The following is a 16,724-nucleotide window of genomic DNA, read 5'->3' as shown; positions in this document are numbered from 1 at the left end:
GATTGCGATGAGCGGCGTCAACGAGATCAGGTCGACCTTCCTCGATTACTTCAAGGCGAACGGCCACGAGGTGGTGCCGTCGAGCCCGCTCGTGCCGCGCAACGACCCGACCTTGATGTTCGCCAATTCCGGCATGGTGCAGTTCAAGAACGTCTTCACCGGCCAGGAGAAGCGCCCCTATGCCCGCGCCACCACGGCGCAGAAATGCGTGCGCGCCGGCGGCAAGCACAACGATCTCGACAATGTCGGCTACACCGCCCGCCACCACACCTTCTTCGAGATGCTGGGGAACTTCTCCTTCGGCGACTATTTCAAGGAACAGGCGATCACCCATGCCTGGACCCTGGTCACCCGCGAATTCGGCCTGCCCAAGGACAAGCTGACCGTCACGGTCTATTCCGAGGACGACGAGGCGCACACGCTCTGGAAGAAGATCGCCGGCCTGCCGGATTCGCGCATCATCCGCATCGCGACCTCCGATAACTTCTGGCGCATGGGCGATGTCGGCCCCTGCGGCCCGTGCTCCGAGATCTTCTACGACCATGGCGACCACATCCCCGGCGGCCCCCCCGGCTCGCCCGACGAGGACGGTGACCGCTTCATCGAGATCTGGAACCTCGTGTTCATGCAGTATGAGGAGGCGGCGGGCGGCATTCGCACCAACCTGCCCCGCCCCTCGATCGACACCGGCATGGGCCTGGAACGCATCGCCGCGGTGCTCCAGGGCACGCATGACAATTATTCGATCGACCTGTTCGCGACGCTGATCCGCACCATCGCCGATCTGACCAACGTCCCCTCGGACGGGCCGATGAGCGCGAGCCATCGCGTCATCGCCGACCATCTGCGCTGCTCCGCCTTCCTGATCGCCGACGGCGTGCTGCCTTCGAACGAGGGCCGCGGCTATGTGCTGCGCCGGATCATGCGCCGCGGCATGCGCCATGCGCAGCTGCTCGGCGCCAAGGACCCGCTGATGCACAAGCTGGTGCCGGCGCTGGTGCGCGAGATGGGCCAGGCCTACCCTGAGCTGATCCGGGCCGAGGCGCTGATCTCGGAGACGCTGAAGCTGGAGGAGACCCGCTTCCGCACTACGCTGGCGCGCGGCCTCTCCATCCTCGACCAGGAGGCCCAGAGCCTGAGCTCCGGCGACAAGCTCAAGGGCGACGTCGCCTTCACGCTCTACGACACCTATGGCTTCCCGCTCGACCTGACCCAGGATGCGCTTCGCGCGCGCGGCGTCGGCGTCGACATCGAGGGCTTCGACGCGGCGATGGCACAGCAGAAGGCCAAGGCGCGCGCCGCCTGGGCCGGCACCGGCGAGGCCGCGACCGAGACGCTCTGGTTCCCGCTGCGCGAACGAGTCGGCGCGACCGAGTTTCTCGGCTACGACACCGAGAGCGCCGAGGGCGTGGTCACCGCTCTGGTCAAGGACAATGCCGAGGTCACCTCGCTGAAGGAAGGCGAGAGCGGCACCGTCATCCTCAACCAGACGCCATTCTATGGCGAATCCGGCGGCCAGGTCGGCGATACCGGCTCGATCACCGGCAACGGCTTCAAGGCTGAGGTCCTCGACGTCCAGAAGAAGCTCGGCGACGTCTTCGCCCACCAGGTCAAGGTCGTCTCCGGCACGATCGAGATCGGCAAGCCGGCCGAGCTGACGGTCGACCATGGCCGGCGCGGCGGCATCCGCGCCAACCATTCGGCCACCCATCTGCTGCATGAGGCGCTGCGCCGCGTGCTCGGCGACCATGTCGCGCAGAAGGGCTCGCTGGTTCAGCCCGAGCGCCTGCGCTTCGACTTCAGCCACCCCAAGCCGATCTTGCGCGAGGAATTGGCCAGGGTCGAGGAGATGGCGAACAAGCTGGTGCTGCAGAATGAGCCGATCACCACCAAGCTGATGTCGGTCGACGACGCAATCGCCTCCGGCGCGCGTGCGCTGTTCGGCGAGAAATATGGCGACGAGGTCCGCGTCGTGTCGATGGGCACCGACCGCGATGCCGAGACGCCGAAGACCTTCTCGGTCGAGCTCTGCGGCGGCACCCATGCCGGCCGCACCGGCGACATCGGCCTCGTTACGGTCCTGTCCGAAGCCGGCGTCGCGGCCGGCGTACGCCGGCTCGAAGCGCTGACCGGCGAGGCGGCCCGTCGCCATCTGCGCGCGGAAAGCGTCGCGCTCGACGAGATGGCCGGCGTGCTGAAGGCGCCGATCGCCGAATTGCCGGCGCGTGTCGCAACCCTGATCGAGGAGCGCCGCAAGCTCGAGCGCGAGCTGAGCGAGGCCCGCAAGAAGCTGGCCATGGGTGGTGGCGGCGAGGCGAGCGACCCGATCCGCGAGGTCGCCGGCGCCAAGCTCCTGGCCCGCGCCGTGACCGGCGTCGAGATGAAGGACCTGAAGAGCCTGGTCGACGAAGCCAAGGGTCGCGTCGGCTCCGGCGTCGTCGCCATCATCGGCGTCGCCGAAGATGGCAAGGCCGGCGTCGTCGTCGGCGTCACGCCCGACCTGACCGAGCGCTTCGATGCGGTCGCGCTGGTGCGCGCGGCATCCGAGCGCCTCGGCGGCAAGGGCGGCGGCGGCCGCCGCGACATGGCCCAGGCCGGCGGTCCCGACGGTTCGCAGGCGCAGGCGGCGCTCGACGCCGTCGCCGAGGCGATGGGCTGACACTCGCATGACGCCCGCCCCGCAGCCTGGCATGAGCTGGCGGCGGCGGGCGCATCTGATCATCGATCGCGGCGCCGGCGACGACTTCTCGGCCAGGCTCGTCCATGGCGGGCTGGTCGCGCTGATCGTCGTCAACATCACGGCGCTGGTGCTGGAATCGGTGCCGCGGCTCGCCACCGCCCATGAACGGCTGTTCCACGGGATCGAGCTGGTCTCGACCGTGCTGTTCACGCTCGAATACGTCGTGCGGCTCTGGGTCGCGCCCGAGCATGCGCGCTATCGCGGCATGAGTGATTGGGCCGCCCGGCGCGCCTATGCGCTGTCGCCGCCGGCGCTGCTCGACTTCCTCGCCACCGTGCCGCTCTATGCCGCCCTGCTCGGCTATGGCGACCTCAAGATCCTGCTGCTCTTCCGGTTGGTGCGCTTCTTCAAGCTCGGCCGCTATTCGCCCGGCATGGCCTCGCTGGGAGCAGCGCTGCATGCCGAGCGCAAGGCGCTTGCCGCCTGCATCGTCATCCTGATCGGAGTGATGCTGCTGTCCGCCACGGCGATGCATTTCGTCGAGCACGACGTGCAGCCGGACAAGTTCGGCACCATTCCCGACGCGATGTGGTGGGCGATCGTGACGCTGACCACGGTCGGCTATGGCGACGCGTTTCCGGTGAGCCCGCTCGGCAAGGTCGTGGCATCGCTGACGGCAGTGATGGGCCTGGTCATGCTGGCGTTGCCGGTCGGCATCATCGCCACCGCCTTCGCCCAGGAGATCCACCGGCGTGAATTCGTCGTCACCTGGAGCATGCTGGCGCGCGTGCCGCTGTTCAGCGGCCTCAACGCCGCCGAGATCGCCGAGATCATGCATGCGCTGCGCGCCCGCACCGTGCGCGGCGGCGGTGTCGTGCTGCGCCCGCACGAGCCGGCCCGGTCGCTCTATTTCGTCGCCAGTGGCGAGGTCGAGATCATCGAGCCTGTTGGCAGCCGCCGGCTCGACGAGGGCTGCTATTTCGGCGAGCTCTGCCTCACCGAGATCGCGGCCGAAGGTGGGATCGCGGTGCGAGCCACCGTCGCGACCAAGCTGCTTGTCCTTGATCCTGCCGATTTTCGCCTGCTCATGCTGCGTCATCCGGAACTCGCCGCCCATCTCCACCGACTTGCAGCAGTATGATGCCGACCCGCCGCACCGCCCTCGCCCTGCTCCTGAGCGCAGGCAGCCCCGCCTTGGCGCAGCAGCCACGCCCGCAACAGCGCCCGCCGCAAGGCCCGAGCCTATCGGCGCCGCGCACATTGATGGCCGGGTCGATGGCGACTGCCTTCATCAGCCGCGCCCCGGCCAATGCCCGCCTCGCCATCAGCCGGCCGACCGATCCGGCGGAGGCAGCGATCGTCGCCTCACCGCTCGGCCAGGCCACGGTGATGTCATTGCCGGCGCCGGGCGAGGTCGGCAGCTATGAATGGCGCCTGCTCGGCGAGAGCGACGGCAAGCCGCTCATCCTGCTGCGCCACCCCTTGCTGACCACGGCACCGAGCGCGACCCTCGCTGCCCCCGCCCGTGTGGCGCGCGGCAATCCTCTGCCGGTGCGCGGCATCGGCCCCAATGGCGATCGCGACCGCGTCGTGCTGGTCAAGCCGGATGCACCACCAGACGCGCAGGGGCCGAATTTCTTCCCGGCCGAGAATGTCGAGAGCACGCTGGAAGCGCCGAGCGAGCCCGGCACCTATGAGCTGCGCTATGTGATGGACGCTCCGCTCACCGGCCCGCGCGTGCTGGCGCGGCGCGAGCTCGTCGTGGAGTAGCGCTCAATCATGGTCGGGATGCTGACGCGAGCGATATCCCGGCAGCTCCTCCGCCGGAATATCGTCCTCGGTCCGCGTGCCCTCAAGCCGGCAGAGCTCGTCGAACCAGGGCGTCCTGCCCTCGACGCCATAGGCATGGCTCGGCGGGAAGGCGGCGGGATCGTCAAGGCTGCCGACCGTGAGCGAGAGCGCGCCCGCGCCGGGATAGCTGAAGCTCAGCGGCGTGCCGCAATCGCGGCAGAAGCCGCGCTCGGCGACGGCCGATGAATGGAAGACGGCAGGCGTCCCGCGCGTCCAGACGACGTTCTCGATGCGCGAGGAGGCGAAGGCGCCGAAATAATTGCCCACTGCCTTCTGGCACATCCGACAGAAGCAGACCGAGACCTTGTGCGGCGGCTTCAGCAGGCGATAGCGCACCGCGCCGCACTGGCAGCCACCGGTGAGGTTCATTGTCATCGCGGTCACGCCAATTCCCGATCCATTGCCAAGTCAGGAATAACCGCTTTCGACCCTATTCCCAACTCAGCGCGCCGCCGTTCTGGTATTCGATCACCCGGGTCTCGAAGAAGTTTTTCTCCTTCTTCAGGTCCATCGCCTCGCTCATCCAGGGGAACGGGTTCTCGGTCTCGGCGAAGACGGGGGTGAGGCCGAGCTGGCCGCAGCGGCGGTTGGCGATGAAGTGCATGTACTGCTCGCACAGAGCCGCGTTCAGCCCGAGGAAGCCCCTCGGCATCGTATCGCGGCCATAGGCCGCCTCGAGCTCGGCCGCATCGCGGATCATGCCGCGGACCTCGTCCTGGAAAGCTCTGGTCCAGAGATGCGGGTTCTCGATCTTGATCTGGTTGATCACGTCGATGCCGAAGTTCAGGTGGATGCTCTCATCGCGCAGGATGTACTGATACTGCTCGGCGATCCCCACCATCTTGTTGCGCCGGCCGAGCGAGAGGATCTGCGCGAAGCCGGTATAGAACCACATTCCCTCGAAGATCGCGTAGAAGGTGATGAGGTCGCGCAGCAGCGCCTGGTCGTTCTCCGGCGTGCCGGTGCGGAATTCCGGGTTCTCGATGCTCTGCGTGTGCTTCAGCGCCCAGGCCGCCTTGTCGGTGATCGAGGGCACCTCGCGGTACATGTTGAACAGTTCGCCCTCGTCGAGGCCGAGGCTCTCGACGATGTACTGGAAGGTGTGGGTGTGGATCGCCTCCTCGAAAGCCTGGCGCAGCAGGTACTGCCGGCATTCCGGGTTGGTCAGGTGACGGTAGATCGCCAGCACGATGTTGTTGGCGACGAGGGATTCGGACGCCGCGAAGAAGCCGAGATTGCGCTTGAGCATGCGCCGCTCGTCCTCGGTCAGCCCGTCCTTCGACTTCCAGAGCGCGATGTCGGCCTGCATCGAGACCTCGGTCGGCATCCAGTGGTTGTTGCAGCCGGCAAGGTACTTCTCCCAGGCCCATTTGTACTTCAGCGGCAACAACTGGTTCACATCGGCACGGCAGTTGATCATCCGCTTCTCGCCGACACTGACGCGCCCGCCATTGCGGTCGATCTCGCCGAGGCCGGTGGCGTCGGCGGCAGGTGTCAGGATGGCGGGGTTGGCCGGGGTCACAGCCTTGGTGTCGGACCAGTCGAGCATGGGTGGGTTCCGTTCTTGAAACGTGAAGATGAGGTGCGGGGAACCCTCTCCTGGAAGGAGAGGGCAGGGTGAGGTGTGGGAGATCGGACCAGCTCCGCGAGCGCTGACCGCATGGCCGGGTTCAGGCCAATGAACTAGCTCCCGCACACCTCACCCCTGCCCCTCTCCTTCCAGGAGAGGGGTTCCTCGTGGATGTCCCGTCCGGCAGGGCCAGATTGGAAACGATAGTCGGCCGCTACTGACACGCCTCGCAGCTCGGATCGTCGATCGAGCAGGCGTTCGGTACCGCCCTGCCGTTCTCCAGCGGCATATCGAGGATGATCGGGGCGGCCGCCTTGGCCGCCACCGGCACGGTCGCCGAGACGGCATTGAGCTTGCCGTCGGTTCCCTTGAGCGTCGACTTCTCGACATGGGTCGCCGACAGCGCGCGCAGGTAATAGGTCGTCTTCAGGCCGAGCCGCCAGGCCAGCCGATAGGCTTCGTCGAGCTTCCGGCCGGAGGGCTGCGCCATATAGAGATTGAGCGACTGGCCCTGGTCGATCCATTTCTGCCGGCGCGCCGCCGCCCTGATCAGCCATTCCGTCGGGATCTCGAAGGAGGTCGCGTAGCGCGCCTTGAGATCGGCCGGGACGCGATCGATCTGGCTGACCTTGCCGTCGTAATATTTGAGATCCGAGACCATGACCTCGTCCCAGAGGCCACGTTCCTTCAGGTCATGGACGAGCCCGGCGTTCACCACGGTGAAGTCGCCCGACATGTTCGCCTTGACGTAAAGCTGGCTGTAGGACGGCTCGATCGACTGCGAGACGCCGACGATATTCGAGATCGTCGCGGTCGGCGCGATCGCCATCGTGTTCGAGTTGCGCATGCCGGTGGTCTTCACCCGCTCGCGCAGGCTGTCCCAGTCGAGCGTCGCGGAGCGGTCCAGTTCGACATCGCCGTCACGGGCCTCCGAGAGGATGTCGAGCGAGTCGATCGGCAGGATGCCCTTCGACCAGAGCGAGCCCTCGAAGCTCGGATAACGGCCGCGCTCGGCGGCGAGATCGACCGAGGCCGAGATCGCATGGAAGCTGATCGCCTCCATCGATGAGTCGGCGAAGGCGACCGCCGCCTCCGACGCCGCCGGCAGGCGCAGGCTCTGCAGCGCATCCTGGAAGCCCATCAGGCCGAGGCCGACCGGGCGGTGGCGAAGATTCGAGCGGCGCGCCTCCGGGATCGTGTAGAAATTGATGTCGACGACGTTGTCGAGCATGCGCATCGCGGTCTTCACCGTTCGCGCGAGGCGCGCCTGGTCGAGCCCATCGGCCGTGACGTGGGCCGCGAGATTGACCGAGCCGAGATTGCAGACCGCGACCTCGTCTGCCGAAGTGTTGAGCGTGATCTCAGTGCAGAGATTGGAGGAGTGCACCACGCCGGCATGCTGCTGCGGCGAGCGCAGGTTGCAGGCATCCTTGAAGGTGATCCAGGGATGGCCGGTCTCGAACAGCATGGTCAGCATGCGCCGCCAGAGATCGAGCGCCTTGACCCGCTTGAAGACCTTGATCTGGCCGCGAGCGGCCTTCGCCTCATAGCCCTCATAGGCCGCCTTGAACGGCTTGCCGTAGAGGTCGTGCAGGTCGGGCACCTCGTCGGGCGAGAACAGGGTCCAATCGGCGCCGGCCTCGACGCGTTGCATGAACAGGTCGGGAATCCAGTTCGCCGTGTTCATGTCGTGGGTGCGGCGGCGGTCGTCGCCGGTGTTCTTCCTGAGATCGAGGAACTCCTCGATGTCGACGTGCCAGGTTTCGAGATAGGCGCAGACTGCGCCCTTGCGCTTGCCGCCCTGGTTGACGGCGATGGCGGTGTCGTTGGCGACCTTCAGGAACGGCACGACGCCCTGGCTCTCGCCATTGGTGCCCTTGATATGGGCCCCCAGGCCGCGCACCGGCGTCCAGTCATTGCCGAGGCCGCCCGAATACTTGGCGAGCAGGGCATTGTCCTTCACCGCCTTGAAGATGCCGTCGAGATCGTCGGCGACGGTGGTCAGGAAGCAGGAGGAGAGCTGCGGCCTGAGCGTGCCCGAATTGAACAGGGTCGGTGTCGAGGCCATGAAGTCGAAGGACGACAACAGGTCATAGAATTCGATCGCCCTGCCCTCGCGGTCGATCTCACGCAGCGCCAGGCCCATGGCGACACGCATGAAGAAGGCCTGCGGCAGCTCGAAGCGGTTGCCGCGGACATGCAGGAAGTAGCGGTCGTAGAGCGTCTGAAAGCCGAGATAGTCGAACTGAAGGTCGCGTTCCGGCTTCAGCGCGGCGGCGATGCGGGCGATGTCGAAGCGGCCGAGCTCGGGGTCGATCAGCTCGTTCTCGACGCCGGCCTTGAGATAGGCCGCGAAATAGTCGCTGTACCCGACAGCCATCTCCTCCTGCGTCGCCTGCTCGGCATGGCCGTGGACGAAGCTCAGTGCTTCGCGGCGGAGCTTGTCGAGCAGCAGCCGGGCTGAGACCTTGGAATAGTTCGGCTCGGACTCGATCAGCGTGCGGGCGGCGAGGATCGGCGCCAACGCCAACTCGTCGAGCGAGATGCTGTCGTAGAGATTGCGGCGCGCCTCGCTGAGGACAGGCTCAGGTGAGACGCCGTCGAGACCGGCACAGGCTTCGCGTACCACCTTGTCGAGACGGGCGGCATCGAGCGGGACGAGCGTGCCGTCGGCGAGCTTCATCTGCAGGGAGCGAGCCGCGGCAGCTTGAGGCACTGCCTCGGCCTGAGCCTTCGCCCGCTCCTGCGCCCGCTCGGCACGATAAAGCACATAGGCGCGGGCGACTTTGTGATGCTCGCCGCGCATCAGCGCGAGTTCGACCTGGTCCTGCACGTCCTCGATATGGAAGGTGCGGCCGGTGGCGGCGCGGCGCGTCAATCCCGCGACGACCTGCTCGGTCAGTTCGGCAACGACATCATGGATGCGGCGCGAGGCGGCGGCGCTGGAACCTTCGACGGCAAGGAAGGCCTTGGTCAGCGCCACCGCTATCTTCGAGGGATCGAACGACGTCACGGCTCCATTGCGGCGGATGAGCTGGTAGCCCGGCTCAGTCGGCGCGGCCTCGGCTGGCGCAGCAGTGGCAGCCAACGGGACGGCAGCAGGCCGTTCGGCTTCAATGGAAAGAGACATCGGCATCAACCCCAAGATGTTGGAGGCAGAGGCCAGAGCGGTAGCGTCGAGAAGGCGCGCGACGATACGAGGCCGCGACCTGCCAAGCGCACCACCGGGACACCCCGCCCGAGGACGTGAACTAGGGTCGCGGCAGGTCTCCTGGCTCGCGGGTCACCGCTCTCGTCCGTCTTCCCAAGGCCTTGCGGCCTCAGTGACAACGCTGGACTAAGAACTCACCGCTGACAGTTGCGGGGGCAGCGCCGGCTTCTCACCGGCTTCCCTCTTAGCTCTCGATCTTGCGATTCGAGAGACCATCGACCACCAGATTTAGTAGATCGTTCAATTTCCATGTCAATGGATGGACATATACCGCTCAACAAAAAAGCCCGGCCAGAACGGCCGGGCTTCTATTTTTGCCTTCAAGGCTCAGGCCGCTTACGCGGCCATCGCCTTGCGCAGGTTGTCGCTGACCTTGTCGAGGAAGCCGGTGGTCGAGAGGAACTTCTGATCGGGGCCGACCAGCAGCGCCAGGTCCTTGGTCATGTCGCCGGCCTCGACGGTATCGACCGTGACCTTCTCGAGCAGGGTCGCGAACTTGGCGAGCTCGGCATTGTTGTCGAGCTTGGCGCGATGGGCGAGACCACGCGTCCAGGCGAAGATCGAGGCGATCGAGTTGGTAGAAGTCTCCTTGCCCTTCTGGTGCTCGCGATAATGGCGGGTCACCGTGCCGTGCGCGGCCTCGGCCTCGACGGTCTTGCCATCCGGCGTCATCAGCACCGAGGTCATCAGGCCGAGCGAGCCGAAGCCCTGCGCCACAGTGTCGGACTGCACGTCGCCGTCATAGTTCTTGCAGGCCCAGACATAGCCGCCCGACCACTTCATCGCCGACGCGACCATGTCGTCGATCAGGCGGTGCTCATAGGTGATGCCAAGCTTGTCGAACTCCGCCTTGAACTCGGCGTCGAAGATCTCCTGGAAGATGTCCTTGAAACGCCCGTCATAGGTCTTGAGGATGGTGTTCTTGGTCGAGAGATAGACCGGGTACTTGCGCATCAGGCCGTAGTTGAGCGAGGCGCGGGCGAAGTCGCGGATCGAATCGTCGAGATTGTACATCGCCATGGCGACACCGGCGTCGGGGGCCTTGAAGACCTCCTTCTCAATGACGTTGCCGTCCTCGCCGACGAACTTGATCGAGAGCGTACCCTTGCCCGGGAACTTGAAGTCGGTGGCGCGATACTGGTCGCCATAGGCATGGCGGCCGATGACGATCGGCTGGGTCCAGCCCGGCACCAGGCGCGGCACGTTCTTGCAGATGATCGGCTCGCGGAAGATCACGCCGCCAAGGATGTTGCGGATCGTGCCGTTCGGGCTCTTCCACATCGACTTGAGATTGAATTCCTTCACGCGCGCCTCGTCCGGCGTGATGGTGGCGCACTTGACCGCGACGCCATGCTTCTTGGTGGCGTTGGCGGCGTCGATCGTGACCTGATCGTCGGTCGCGTCGCGGTTCTGGACCGAGAGGTCGAAATAATCGAGCTCGAGGTCGAGATAGGGGAAGATCAGCTTGTCCTTGATGTGCTGCCAGATGATGCGGGTCATTTCGTCGCCGTCCATGTCGACGACCGGGTTGGCGACCTTGATCTTGCTCATGTGATGCGACCCCTGCTCTGGTCAGTCTGGAACGTTTCCGGGCTGCAACGACCTCGCCGCAGCCGCCCGCGCGCTTCCTAGCGGGTTACGCGCGCAGGGGGAAGCCGGCCTTTTGGGCAAGGCGCGGGGGCGTGACGATGTTCTCCGTGCGCCGACGCAGGGCGCCCCGCCTGCCAACGCAGTTGGCAACTCTGCGAACCGATTTAGATTGGAGCTATGACAAGCTCCTCCGCCCCCTTCGCCCTCGTCACCGGCGGCACTCGCGGCATCGGCGCCGGCGCCGCGCTCGCGCTTGCCGAAGCCGGCTACCAGGTCCTCGCCACCGGCCTCACCGATGACGAGGTTTCGGCGACGCCCGCCCATGCCGCGATCCGCCATGCCAGGCTCGACGTCACCAGCGATGCCGAGGTCGCAGCGATCGTCGCCGGCTGCCAGCGCATCGACGCCCTCGTCAATTGCGCCGGCATGATCCAGCGCGGCGGCAAGGAGTTCGAGATCGAGGCGTTCCGGCTCACCGTCGAGGTCAATCTCACCGGCACGATGCGCATGTGCCTCGCCGCCAAGCAGAAGCTCGCCGCGAGCAAAGGTGCGATCGTCAACACCGCCTCGATGCTGACCTTCCACGGCTCGGCCTATGCGCCGGGCTATTCCGCCTCGAAGGGCGGCGTCGGCCAGTTGACCAAGTCGCTCGCCGCCGCCTGGGCGCAGGACGGCATCCGCGTCAACGCGGTCGCACCGGGCTGGATCGCGACCGAATTGACAAGGCCCCTCGTCGAGGACGCCGCCCGCTCCGCCCCGATCCTGTCGCGCACGCCGATGAACCGCTGGGGCGAGCCGGGCGATGTCGGCGGCGCGATCCTGTTCCTGCTCTCGGACGCCGCCCGCTTCATCACCGGCGCGACCTTGCCGGTCGACGGCGGCTATCTCGCCGTCTGAAGGACCGAAGAAACATCAACGACCTGGCGGCGCTTGCTGAATCGATCGCCCAGCCAGCTGAATCAAAAGCTCAAGCGGAGGACATCGCGATGAACAAGGTCAGCCCGGTCCCGGTCCAGGTCAGCACCGAAGAGCGCTGGACACCTTATCGCCATCCGCAGCCGAAGGATTCGCCGCCCGAGCTGATCGTGCCGAACGTCATCCCGGAGGATGAGCGCGTCTGGGTGCCGGTCGACGATAATGTCTGGTTCCGGCCGCTCTGCCTCTCGGTGACGCGCGGCTACTGGATGAACCTGCTGCGCGTGCGCCGCGCCGGCGTGCTCTCGCGCCACCGCCACCCCCAGCCGGTGCACGGCTATGTACTGCGGGGAAAGTGGCGCTATCTCGAACATGACTGGACCGCGACTGAGGGTTCCTATGTCTACGAGGCGCCCGGCGAGACCCATACGCTGGTGGTCGATCCCGATGTCGAGGAGATGATCACCATGTTCCAGGTCAATGGCGCGATGATCTATGTCGACCCGGACGGCAAATGCCTCGGCTATGACGACGTCTTCACCCGGCTCGACAAATGCCGTGCGCATTACGCGACGAACGGGCTCGGAGCGGAGTACGCGGATCAGTTCATCCGCTGATCAGCGCCCGAGCTTCGCAAGCTCCACCGCTGCGCGCAGTTCGATATGGGCAAGCACCTCGTCGAGGCGCGGATCGTCGGTCGCCTCGCGCCGCGCCGACAGCATCCCCTTCAGCCGCTCCAGCTCGGCCGGCGAAACGCGCCCGGCCAGCAGGGCGGCCTTGAGCCGATCGAGCCCGTCGAGCAGATCGTGACCGCGGCGAGCCTGACGGCGCTTGCGCTCCTGCCCGTCCTCCTCGGCCTGGACGGCGAGCAAGCCATCGAGCGAGCCGGCATGGCTGACGGCCGCACCCTGCGCCGAGGCCGCGCTCTCACGCGCCGGCAGGCGGAAGGACGAACTACCCGTCGAGGCACTGCGGCTGGTCGGGGTCGTCGATGAGATCGGGCTGCGCTGGTCGATGCGGATCATCACGCTCTCGCAAGGTCGGCCTGAAAAGGCGCTGTATGGACGCTGCCCGACCCACATCCTTGTGCCGGCAACATGGTTAACGAGCGGTAAATCGCCCGGCAGGATTTGCCGGGGGCGGCAGCTTTGCGCCGGCCGCCCTTCCCTGCCCGATCAGGCCAGTTTTCTCTAAAAGCCTGATTAAAAAGCGTTTTCACTTTCTCCCGAATTGGCACGCTCTTCGCACCGGCTTGGCGACATCAGATTCGCCCGGTGCCAAATGCCTCGCCTCTTCCGCCTTCGCCACCTGCTGACGCCGCTCGCAGCCCTGCTGCTGGCCGGCGCCGCCATGGCGGCCGATCTTGCTCCGGCGGCCCCGCCGAGCCGTGGCGGCAATGGCGCCGCCCCCCAGGCTCAAGCTCCGGCGCGCAACGGCGCGGCCGAGGCCGGCGTCTCGCGCACCGCCTTTGCCGGCAGCGGCGGCATGGGCACTGCCCTCTCGCGCATCAAGGACCTCGCCTCGGTCGAGGGCGTGCGCAGCAACCAGATCCTCGGCTACGGCATCGTCGTCGGCCTCAACGGCACCGGCGACACGCTCAACAACGCGCCCTTCACCAAGCAGTCCCTGCAGGCCATGCTGGAGCGCCTCGGCGTCAACACCCGCGGCGCCAGCATGCGGACGGCCAACGTCGCGGCGGTGATGGTGACGGCGAACCTGCCGCCCTTCGCCACCCAGGGCACAAGGCTCGACGTCACCGTTTCCGCGCTCGGCGACGCCAAATCGCTGCAGGGCGGCACGCTGCTCGCGACGCCGCTGCTCGGCGCCGATGGCGAGGTCTATGCGGTCTCGCAGGGGCCGGTCGCGATCGCCGGCTTTTCGGCCGAAGCGGAAGCCGCCAAAATCACCCGCGGCGTCCCGACCGTCGGCCGCATCGCCAATGGCGGCCTGATCGAGCGCGAGATCGACTTCGCCCTCAACAAGCTGAAGACGCTGCGCTTGTCGCTGCGCAATCCCGACCTCACCACCGCCCGCCGCATCGCTGCCGCGATCAACGACTTCATCGGCGGCGACTCAGCCGAGCCGACCGACCCCTCGACCGTCGTCCTGCAGATCCCGCCACGCTTCCAGGGCAATATGATCCGCCTGCTCACCGACATCGAGCAGCTGCGCATCGAGCCGGACCAGATCGCCCGCGTCGTCATCGACGAACGCTCCGGCATCATCGTCATGGGCAAAGATGTCCGCGTCTCCACTGTCGCAGTCGCCCAGGGCAACCTGACGGTGACGATCTCCGAGGAGCCGCAGGTCAGCCAGCCAAACGAATTCGGCAACGGTCGGACAGTCGTCGTGCCGCGCAGCAACGTCAAGGTCGACACCGAGGGCACCAACAAGCTCGCCCTCGTCAAGGAGAGCGTGACCCTGCGCGAGCTGGTCGACGGACTGAACGCGCTGGGCATCGGTCCGCGCGACCTGCTCTCCATCCTGCAAGCCATCAAGGCAGCCGGCGCGCTGCAAGCCGACATCGAGGTGATGTAATGAGTGCCATCCTCGCCGCTCCCGCCGCCAAGCTCGCCATCGGCGCCGCCGTCAATCTCGCCGGCGGCATCGCCGACGCGCTCAGCTCCTCGCAGAGCAAGGCGAAGAAGACCGCCGATGATTTCGAGACCGTCTTCCTCGAGAACTTCACCCAGACCATGATGAGCTCGAATGGGACCGAAGGCCCGCTCGGCGAGAACGGCGTCGGCGGCGATGTCTGGCGTTCCATGCTGTCACAGGAATACGCCAAGCAGATCCAGCGCTCTGGCGGCGTCGGCCTCTCCGACCAGATCATGCGCGACCTGATCCAGGTCCAGGCCAAGGCGTCGGCGGGAGCCGGCAATGTTTGACCGGATGCGCGTCGTCGACGAGCGCCCGCGCATCGCGAACGCGGTCGAGGCCGAGCGCCTGATCGAGACCGTCATGGAGACGCTCAGCGCCCTCTCCCATGTCGTCGGCGAGGAGACCGGGCTGGTCAAGGCCGGGCGCCTCAAGGACGCGATGGAGCGCGAGGCCCGCAAGGCCGAGCTCGCCGGCACCTATATGAAGGGTGTCGAGCAGATCAAGCTGAACGCGGTGGCGCTCGCCCGCTTCTCGCCGGAGAAGGTCAAGCGCCTGAAGAACGCCCATCTCGCCTTCCAGGAACTGATCGATCTCAACCAGACGGTGCTGGCGACGGCGCGGGCGATCTCGGAATCGATCATGCGCGACCTCGCCACCGACACCAACAAGCAGAACAGGGCGCCGGGCTACGGACCGGCCGCGACTGTCGGCGCCGGAGTCTTCGCCCGGCCCAATGCCGGCCCTCTGGTGATCTCGAAGAGTCTGTGAGAGCCGCATAGCCAATAAGAACCACGCGGACAGCTACGGCACAGATCTATCAGGTCTTCAGAGCGCAAAAGAAACCATGGTTAATCTGGAACACGATTCGACCCAAAGCGCGTTAACGCTGTCAGAATACCCATAAAACGAAGAATCCATCGCAATTTACCAATTTCTCTAACGGCGGATTCAACTCTCTGCCGCACATTCTCGCTCTTGGAAGAAGTCCGCCTTGCGAGAGGAGTCCAGAATGGATTTCGGCGCGACACCCAAGACGTTCGCGACCGGTGCCGTCCAAGCGACGATCCGCACCGATATTTCCGTCCAGAACGGCGCAGCGCCGGTCGAGCTCCCACCGGAGAAGACCGTGCGATCGATCGCGGCCGGCGAGCCCGTACAGCTTGACATCCGTGCCCGAGCCGAGGAGCGCCGCTCCGACGCGCAGCGCCAGCAGAGCCAGCAGGACGACACTGCGCAGCAACGCCGCTTCGACGAGCAGCGCCGCCAGCAGGAACTGCGTGACGTGATCGAGCGGCGCCTCGACATCGATCCGAAGACGCGCAGCGTCATCTTGCGCAAGACCAATCGCGACACCGGCGAAGTGGTCGAGCAGCTCCCCGACGAGACGCTGCTGAAGCTGCGCATCTGGTCGCGCGAGATCATCGAACGCAACCGCGAGGCGGAAGCGCCGCGCAACCATGAGGTCGAGCGCCTCGCCTGAGCGTATCAACGGCTTTCAACTTCTGAAGCCGCCGGTACCCACCGGCGGCTTTTTCTTTGCTAATCCCGGCGAATTCGACCGCTTCGGTCGCGACGGAATGATGTTTTACACTCGTTAACTAGTTCGCAACTTCGCCCTGATTGCGGGCAATTCGCCGGCTTGGATTCACCGCTCGTTACGAAATCGGCCGCATCCTTCCTCGGTCGCGGCCAGAACGGTCTCGACGCCAGAAGGCATCATACCAGGAAGGTATTATAAAATGGCCGTTTCTCTCTCTGCCGGCGTCCGCAACAATCTCTCGACGCTGCAATCGACCGCCGCCCAGTCCGCGCAGATCCAGAACCGTCTCGCCACCGGCAAGAAGGTCAACTCCGCGATCGACAGCCCGGTCAACTTCTTCACCGCCGCTTCGCTGAATGATCGTTCGAGCCAGCTCACCGGCCTGCTCGACGGCATCTCGAACGGCATCCAGACCATTCAGGCTGCCTCCAAGGGCATCGACGGCATCACCAAGCTGGTGAACTCGCTGCAGTCGACGCTCAAGCAAGCGCAGTCTGACGCGGCCCAGAACAGGCCGACCAAGGCCGGCACAGCTCTTTCCACCCAGGCGGAAGTCGTCTCCACCAGCAAGAGCCTCAAGGACATCGCCCTCGACAAGAAGCTGGTCGATGACGACGCCGACGCGACCAACAATGCCGCGACCGCGACCAGCTCCGGTAATCTCGGCATCGCCACGGCGAACACCTTCATCGGCCTCTCGCTGACCGCCGGCTCGACCACCTACGAAGCCTCGTTCTCCTCGGCGAACGCAACGGTGCGCGACCTG

General features: G+C 65.9%; 15 protein-coding genes and 1 riboswitch. Of the genes, 10 read left to right on the top strand and 5 right to left on the bottom strand.

Translation table 11 applies throughout. The features are described from left to right. The first annotated feature begins 7 nt into the window (after positions 1-7). The 3 genes from alaS to ACQKLX_RS25240 are packed head-to-tail and all read left to right on the top strand — an operon-like array spanning position 8 to position 4,450. A complete protein-coding gene (alaS, locus tag ACQKLX_RS25250; RefSeq protein WP_427364312.1) occupies positions 8-2,659 on the top strand; it encodes an alanine--tRNA ligase in 2,652 nt (883 codons plus the stop codon). A gap of 7 nt (positions 2,660-2,666) precedes the next feature. Beyond that, positions 2,667-3,821: a cyclic nucleotide-gated ion channel gene (locus ACQKLX_RS25245; RefSeq protein WP_427364311.1), complete on the top strand. Its 1,155-nt coding sequence runs from the start codon at positions 2,667-2,669 to the stop codon at positions 3,819-3,821. Then, on the top strand, positions 3,821-4,450 hold the full coding sequence (locus tag ACQKLX_RS25240; RefSeq protein WP_427364310.1) for a hypothetical protein: 630 nt from the start codon (positions 3,821-3,823) through the stop codon (positions 4,448-4,450). The genes ACQKLX_RS25245 and ACQKLX_RS25240 overlap by 1 nt, the downstream gene beginning before the upstream one ends. A 3-nt stretch (positions 4,451-4,453) precedes the next feature. Here ACQKLX_RS25240 and ACQKLX_RS25235 read toward each other — a convergent pair whose 3' ends face one another. The 4 genes from ACQKLX_RS25235 to ACQKLX_RS25220 all read right to left on the bottom strand — a co-directional run bounded on the left by ACQKLX_RS25235 (position 4,454) and on the right by ACQKLX_RS25220 (position 10,863). Next, on the bottom strand, positions 4,454-4,906 hold the full coding sequence (locus tag ACQKLX_RS25235; protein WP_427364352.1) for a GFA family protein: 453 nt from the start codon (positions 4,904-4,906) through the stop codon (positions 4,454-4,456). A 55-nt stretch (positions 4,907-4,961) separates the two neighbouring features. Beyond that, on the bottom strand, positions 4,962-6,080 hold the full coding sequence (locus tag ACQKLX_RS25230; RefSeq protein ID WP_427364309.1) for a ribonucleotide-diphosphate reductase subunit beta: 1,119 nt from the start codon (positions 6,078-6,080) through the stop codon (positions 4,962-4,964). 235 nt (positions 6,081-6,315) lie between these two features. Next, positions 6,316-9,231: a ribonucleoside-diphosphate reductase subunit alpha gene (locus tag ACQKLX_RS25225; protein ID WP_427364308.1), complete on the bottom strand. Its 2,916-nt coding sequence runs from the start codon at positions 9,229-9,231 to the stop codon at positions 6,316-6,318. Positions 9,232-9,345: 114 nt separating this feature from the next. Next, a riboswitch (cobalamin riboswitch) is annotated at positions 9,346-9,545 on the bottom strand. Positions 9,546-9,648: 103 nt separating this feature from the next. Continuing rightward, complete coding sequence (locus ACQKLX_RS25220; protein WP_427364307.1) at positions 9,649-10,863, bottom strand: NADP-dependent isocitrate dehydrogenase; 1,215 nt, start codon at positions 10,861-10,863, stop codon at positions 9,649-9,651. Between the two features lie 216 nt (positions 10,864-11,079). On the opposite strand from ACQKLX_RS25220, the gene ACQKLX_RS25215 reads away from it, so the two are divergent. Together ACQKLX_RS25215 and ACQKLX_RS25210 are read left to right on the top strand one after the other, a co-directional pair. After that, positions 11,080-11,799 (top strand): SDR family NAD(P)-dependent oxidoreductase, encoded by a 720-nt coding sequence (locus ACQKLX_RS25215; RefSeq protein ID WP_427364306.1) that lies wholly within the window; start codon positions 11,080-11,082, stop codon positions 11,797-11,799. Positions 11,800-11,888: 89 nt separating this feature from the next. Continuing rightward, positions 11,889-12,434, top strand: a complete 546-nt coding sequence (locus ACQKLX_RS25210; protein WP_091840801.1) for a 2,4'-dihydroxyacetophenone dioxygenase family protein — start codon at positions 11,889-11,891, stop codon at positions 12,432-12,434. Here the strand turns inward: ACQKLX_RS25210 and ACQKLX_RS25205 are convergent, their stop codons facing one another. Beyond that, positions 12,435-12,842, bottom strand: coding sequence for a flagellar assembly protein FliX (locus tag ACQKLX_RS25205; RefSeq protein WP_427364305.1), 408 nt, complete (start codon positions 12,840-12,842; stop codon positions 12,435-12,437). A gap of 256 nt (positions 12,843-13,098) precedes the next feature. On the opposite strand from ACQKLX_RS25205, the gene ACQKLX_RS25200 reads away from it, so the two are divergent. The 5 genes from ACQKLX_RS25200 to ACQKLX_RS25180 all read left to right on the top strand — a co-directional run. Then, positions 13,099-14,355, top strand: a complete 1,257-nt coding sequence (locus tag ACQKLX_RS25200; RefSeq protein ID WP_427364304.1) for a flagellar basal body P-ring protein FlgI — start codon at positions 13,099-13,101, stop codon at positions 14,353-14,355. After that, complete coding sequence (locus ACQKLX_RS25195) at positions 14,355-14,705, top strand: rod-binding protein (RefSeq protein ID WP_427364303.1); 351 nt, start codon at positions 14,355-14,357, stop codon at positions 14,703-14,705. The genes ACQKLX_RS25200 and ACQKLX_RS25195 overlap by 1 nt, the downstream gene beginning before the upstream one ends. Next, positions 14,698-15,186, top strand: a complete 489-nt coding sequence (locus ACQKLX_RS25190) for a hypothetical protein (RefSeq protein WP_427364302.1) — start codon at positions 14,698-14,700, stop codon at positions 15,184-15,186. The genes ACQKLX_RS25195 and ACQKLX_RS25190 overlap by 8 nt, the downstream gene beginning before the upstream one ends. Positions 15,187-15,427: 241 nt before the next feature. Continuing rightward, on the top strand, positions 15,428-15,898 hold the full coding sequence (locus ACQKLX_RS25185) for a hypothetical protein (RefSeq protein WP_427364301.1): 471 nt from the start codon (positions 15,428-15,430) through the stop codon (positions 15,896-15,898). A gap of 259 nt (positions 15,899-16,157) precedes the next feature. Beyond that, a partial coding sequence (locus tag ACQKLX_RS25180; RefSeq protein ID WP_465247611.1) for a flagellin N-terminal helical domain-containing protein occupies positions 16,158-16,724 on the top strand: 567 nt, incomplete at its 3' end.

Origin of the sequence: Allobosea sp. NPDC003192 (genome assembly GCF_050275675.1) — a bacterium.
Classification (GTDB): Bacteria; Pseudomonadota; Alphaproteobacteria; order Rhizobiales; family Beijerinckiaceae; genus Allobosea.
Note: the sequence above shows the minus strand (reverse complement) of the source record. Positions and strands in the feature narration are given on the sequence as shown.

What these genes read in the sequence shown, in the direction of transcription:
- ACQKLX_RS25185 (WP_427364301.1), top strand. Translation starts at nt 15,428, where the DNA reads ATGGATTTCGGCGCGACACCCAAGACGTTCGCGACCGGTGCCGTCCAA.
- ACQKLX_RS25235 (WP_427364352.1), bottom strand. Translation starts at nt 4,906, where the DNA reads ATGACAATGAACCTCACCGGTGGCTGCCAGTGCGGCGCGGTGCGCTAT.
- ACQKLX_RS25195 (WP_427364303.1), top strand. Translation starts at nt 14,355, where the DNA reads ATGAGTGCCATCCTCGCCGCTCCCGCCGCCAAGCTCGCCATCGGCGCC.
- ACQKLX_RS25245 (WP_427364311.1), top strand. Translation starts at nt 2,667, where the DNA reads ATGACGCCCGCCCCGCAGCCTGGCATGAGCTGGCGGCGGCGGGCGCAT.
- ACQKLX_RS25240 (WP_427364310.1), top strand. Translation starts at nt 3,821, where the DNA reads ATGCCGACCCGCCGCACCGCCCTCGCCCTGCTCCTGAGCGCAGGCAGC.
- ACQKLX_RS25190 (WP_427364302.1), top strand. Translation starts at nt 14,698, where the DNA reads ATGTTTGACCGGATGCGCGTCGTCGACGAGCGCCCGCGCATCGCGAAC.
- ACQKLX_RS25210 (WP_091840801.1), top strand. Translation starts at nt 11,889, where the DNA reads ATGAACAAGGTCAGCCCGGTCCCGGTCCAGGTCAGCACCGAAGAGCGC.
- ACQKLX_RS25230 (WP_427364309.1), bottom strand. Translation starts at nt 6,080, where the DNA reads ATGCTCGACTGGTCCGACACCAAGGCTGTGACCCCGGCCAACCCCGCC.
- ACQKLX_RS25200 (WP_427364304.1), top strand. Translation starts at nt 13,099, where the DNA reads ATGCCTCGCCTCTTCCGCCTTCGCCACCTGCTGACGCCGCTCGCAGCC.
- ACQKLX_RS25205 (WP_427364305.1), bottom strand. Translation starts at nt 12,842, where the DNA reads ATGATCCGCATCGACCAGCGCAGCCCGATCTCATCGACGACCCCGACC.
- ACQKLX_RS25225 (WP_427364308.1), bottom strand. Translation starts at nt 9,231, where the DNA reads ATGTCTCTTTCCATTGAAGCCGAACGGCCTGCTGCCGTCCCGTTGGCT.
- ACQKLX_RS25215 (WP_427364306.1), top strand. Translation starts at nt 11,080, where the DNA reads ATGACAAGCTCCTCCGCCCCCTTCGCCCTCGTCACCGGCGGCACTCGC.
- alaS (WP_427364312.1), top strand. Translation starts at nt 8, where the DNA reads ATGAGCGGCGTCAACGAGATCAGGTCGACCTTCCTCGATTACTTCAAG.
- ACQKLX_RS25220 (WP_427364307.1), bottom strand. Translation starts at nt 10,863, where the DNA reads ATGAGCAAGATCAAGGTCGCCAACCCGGTCGTCGACATGGACGGCGAC.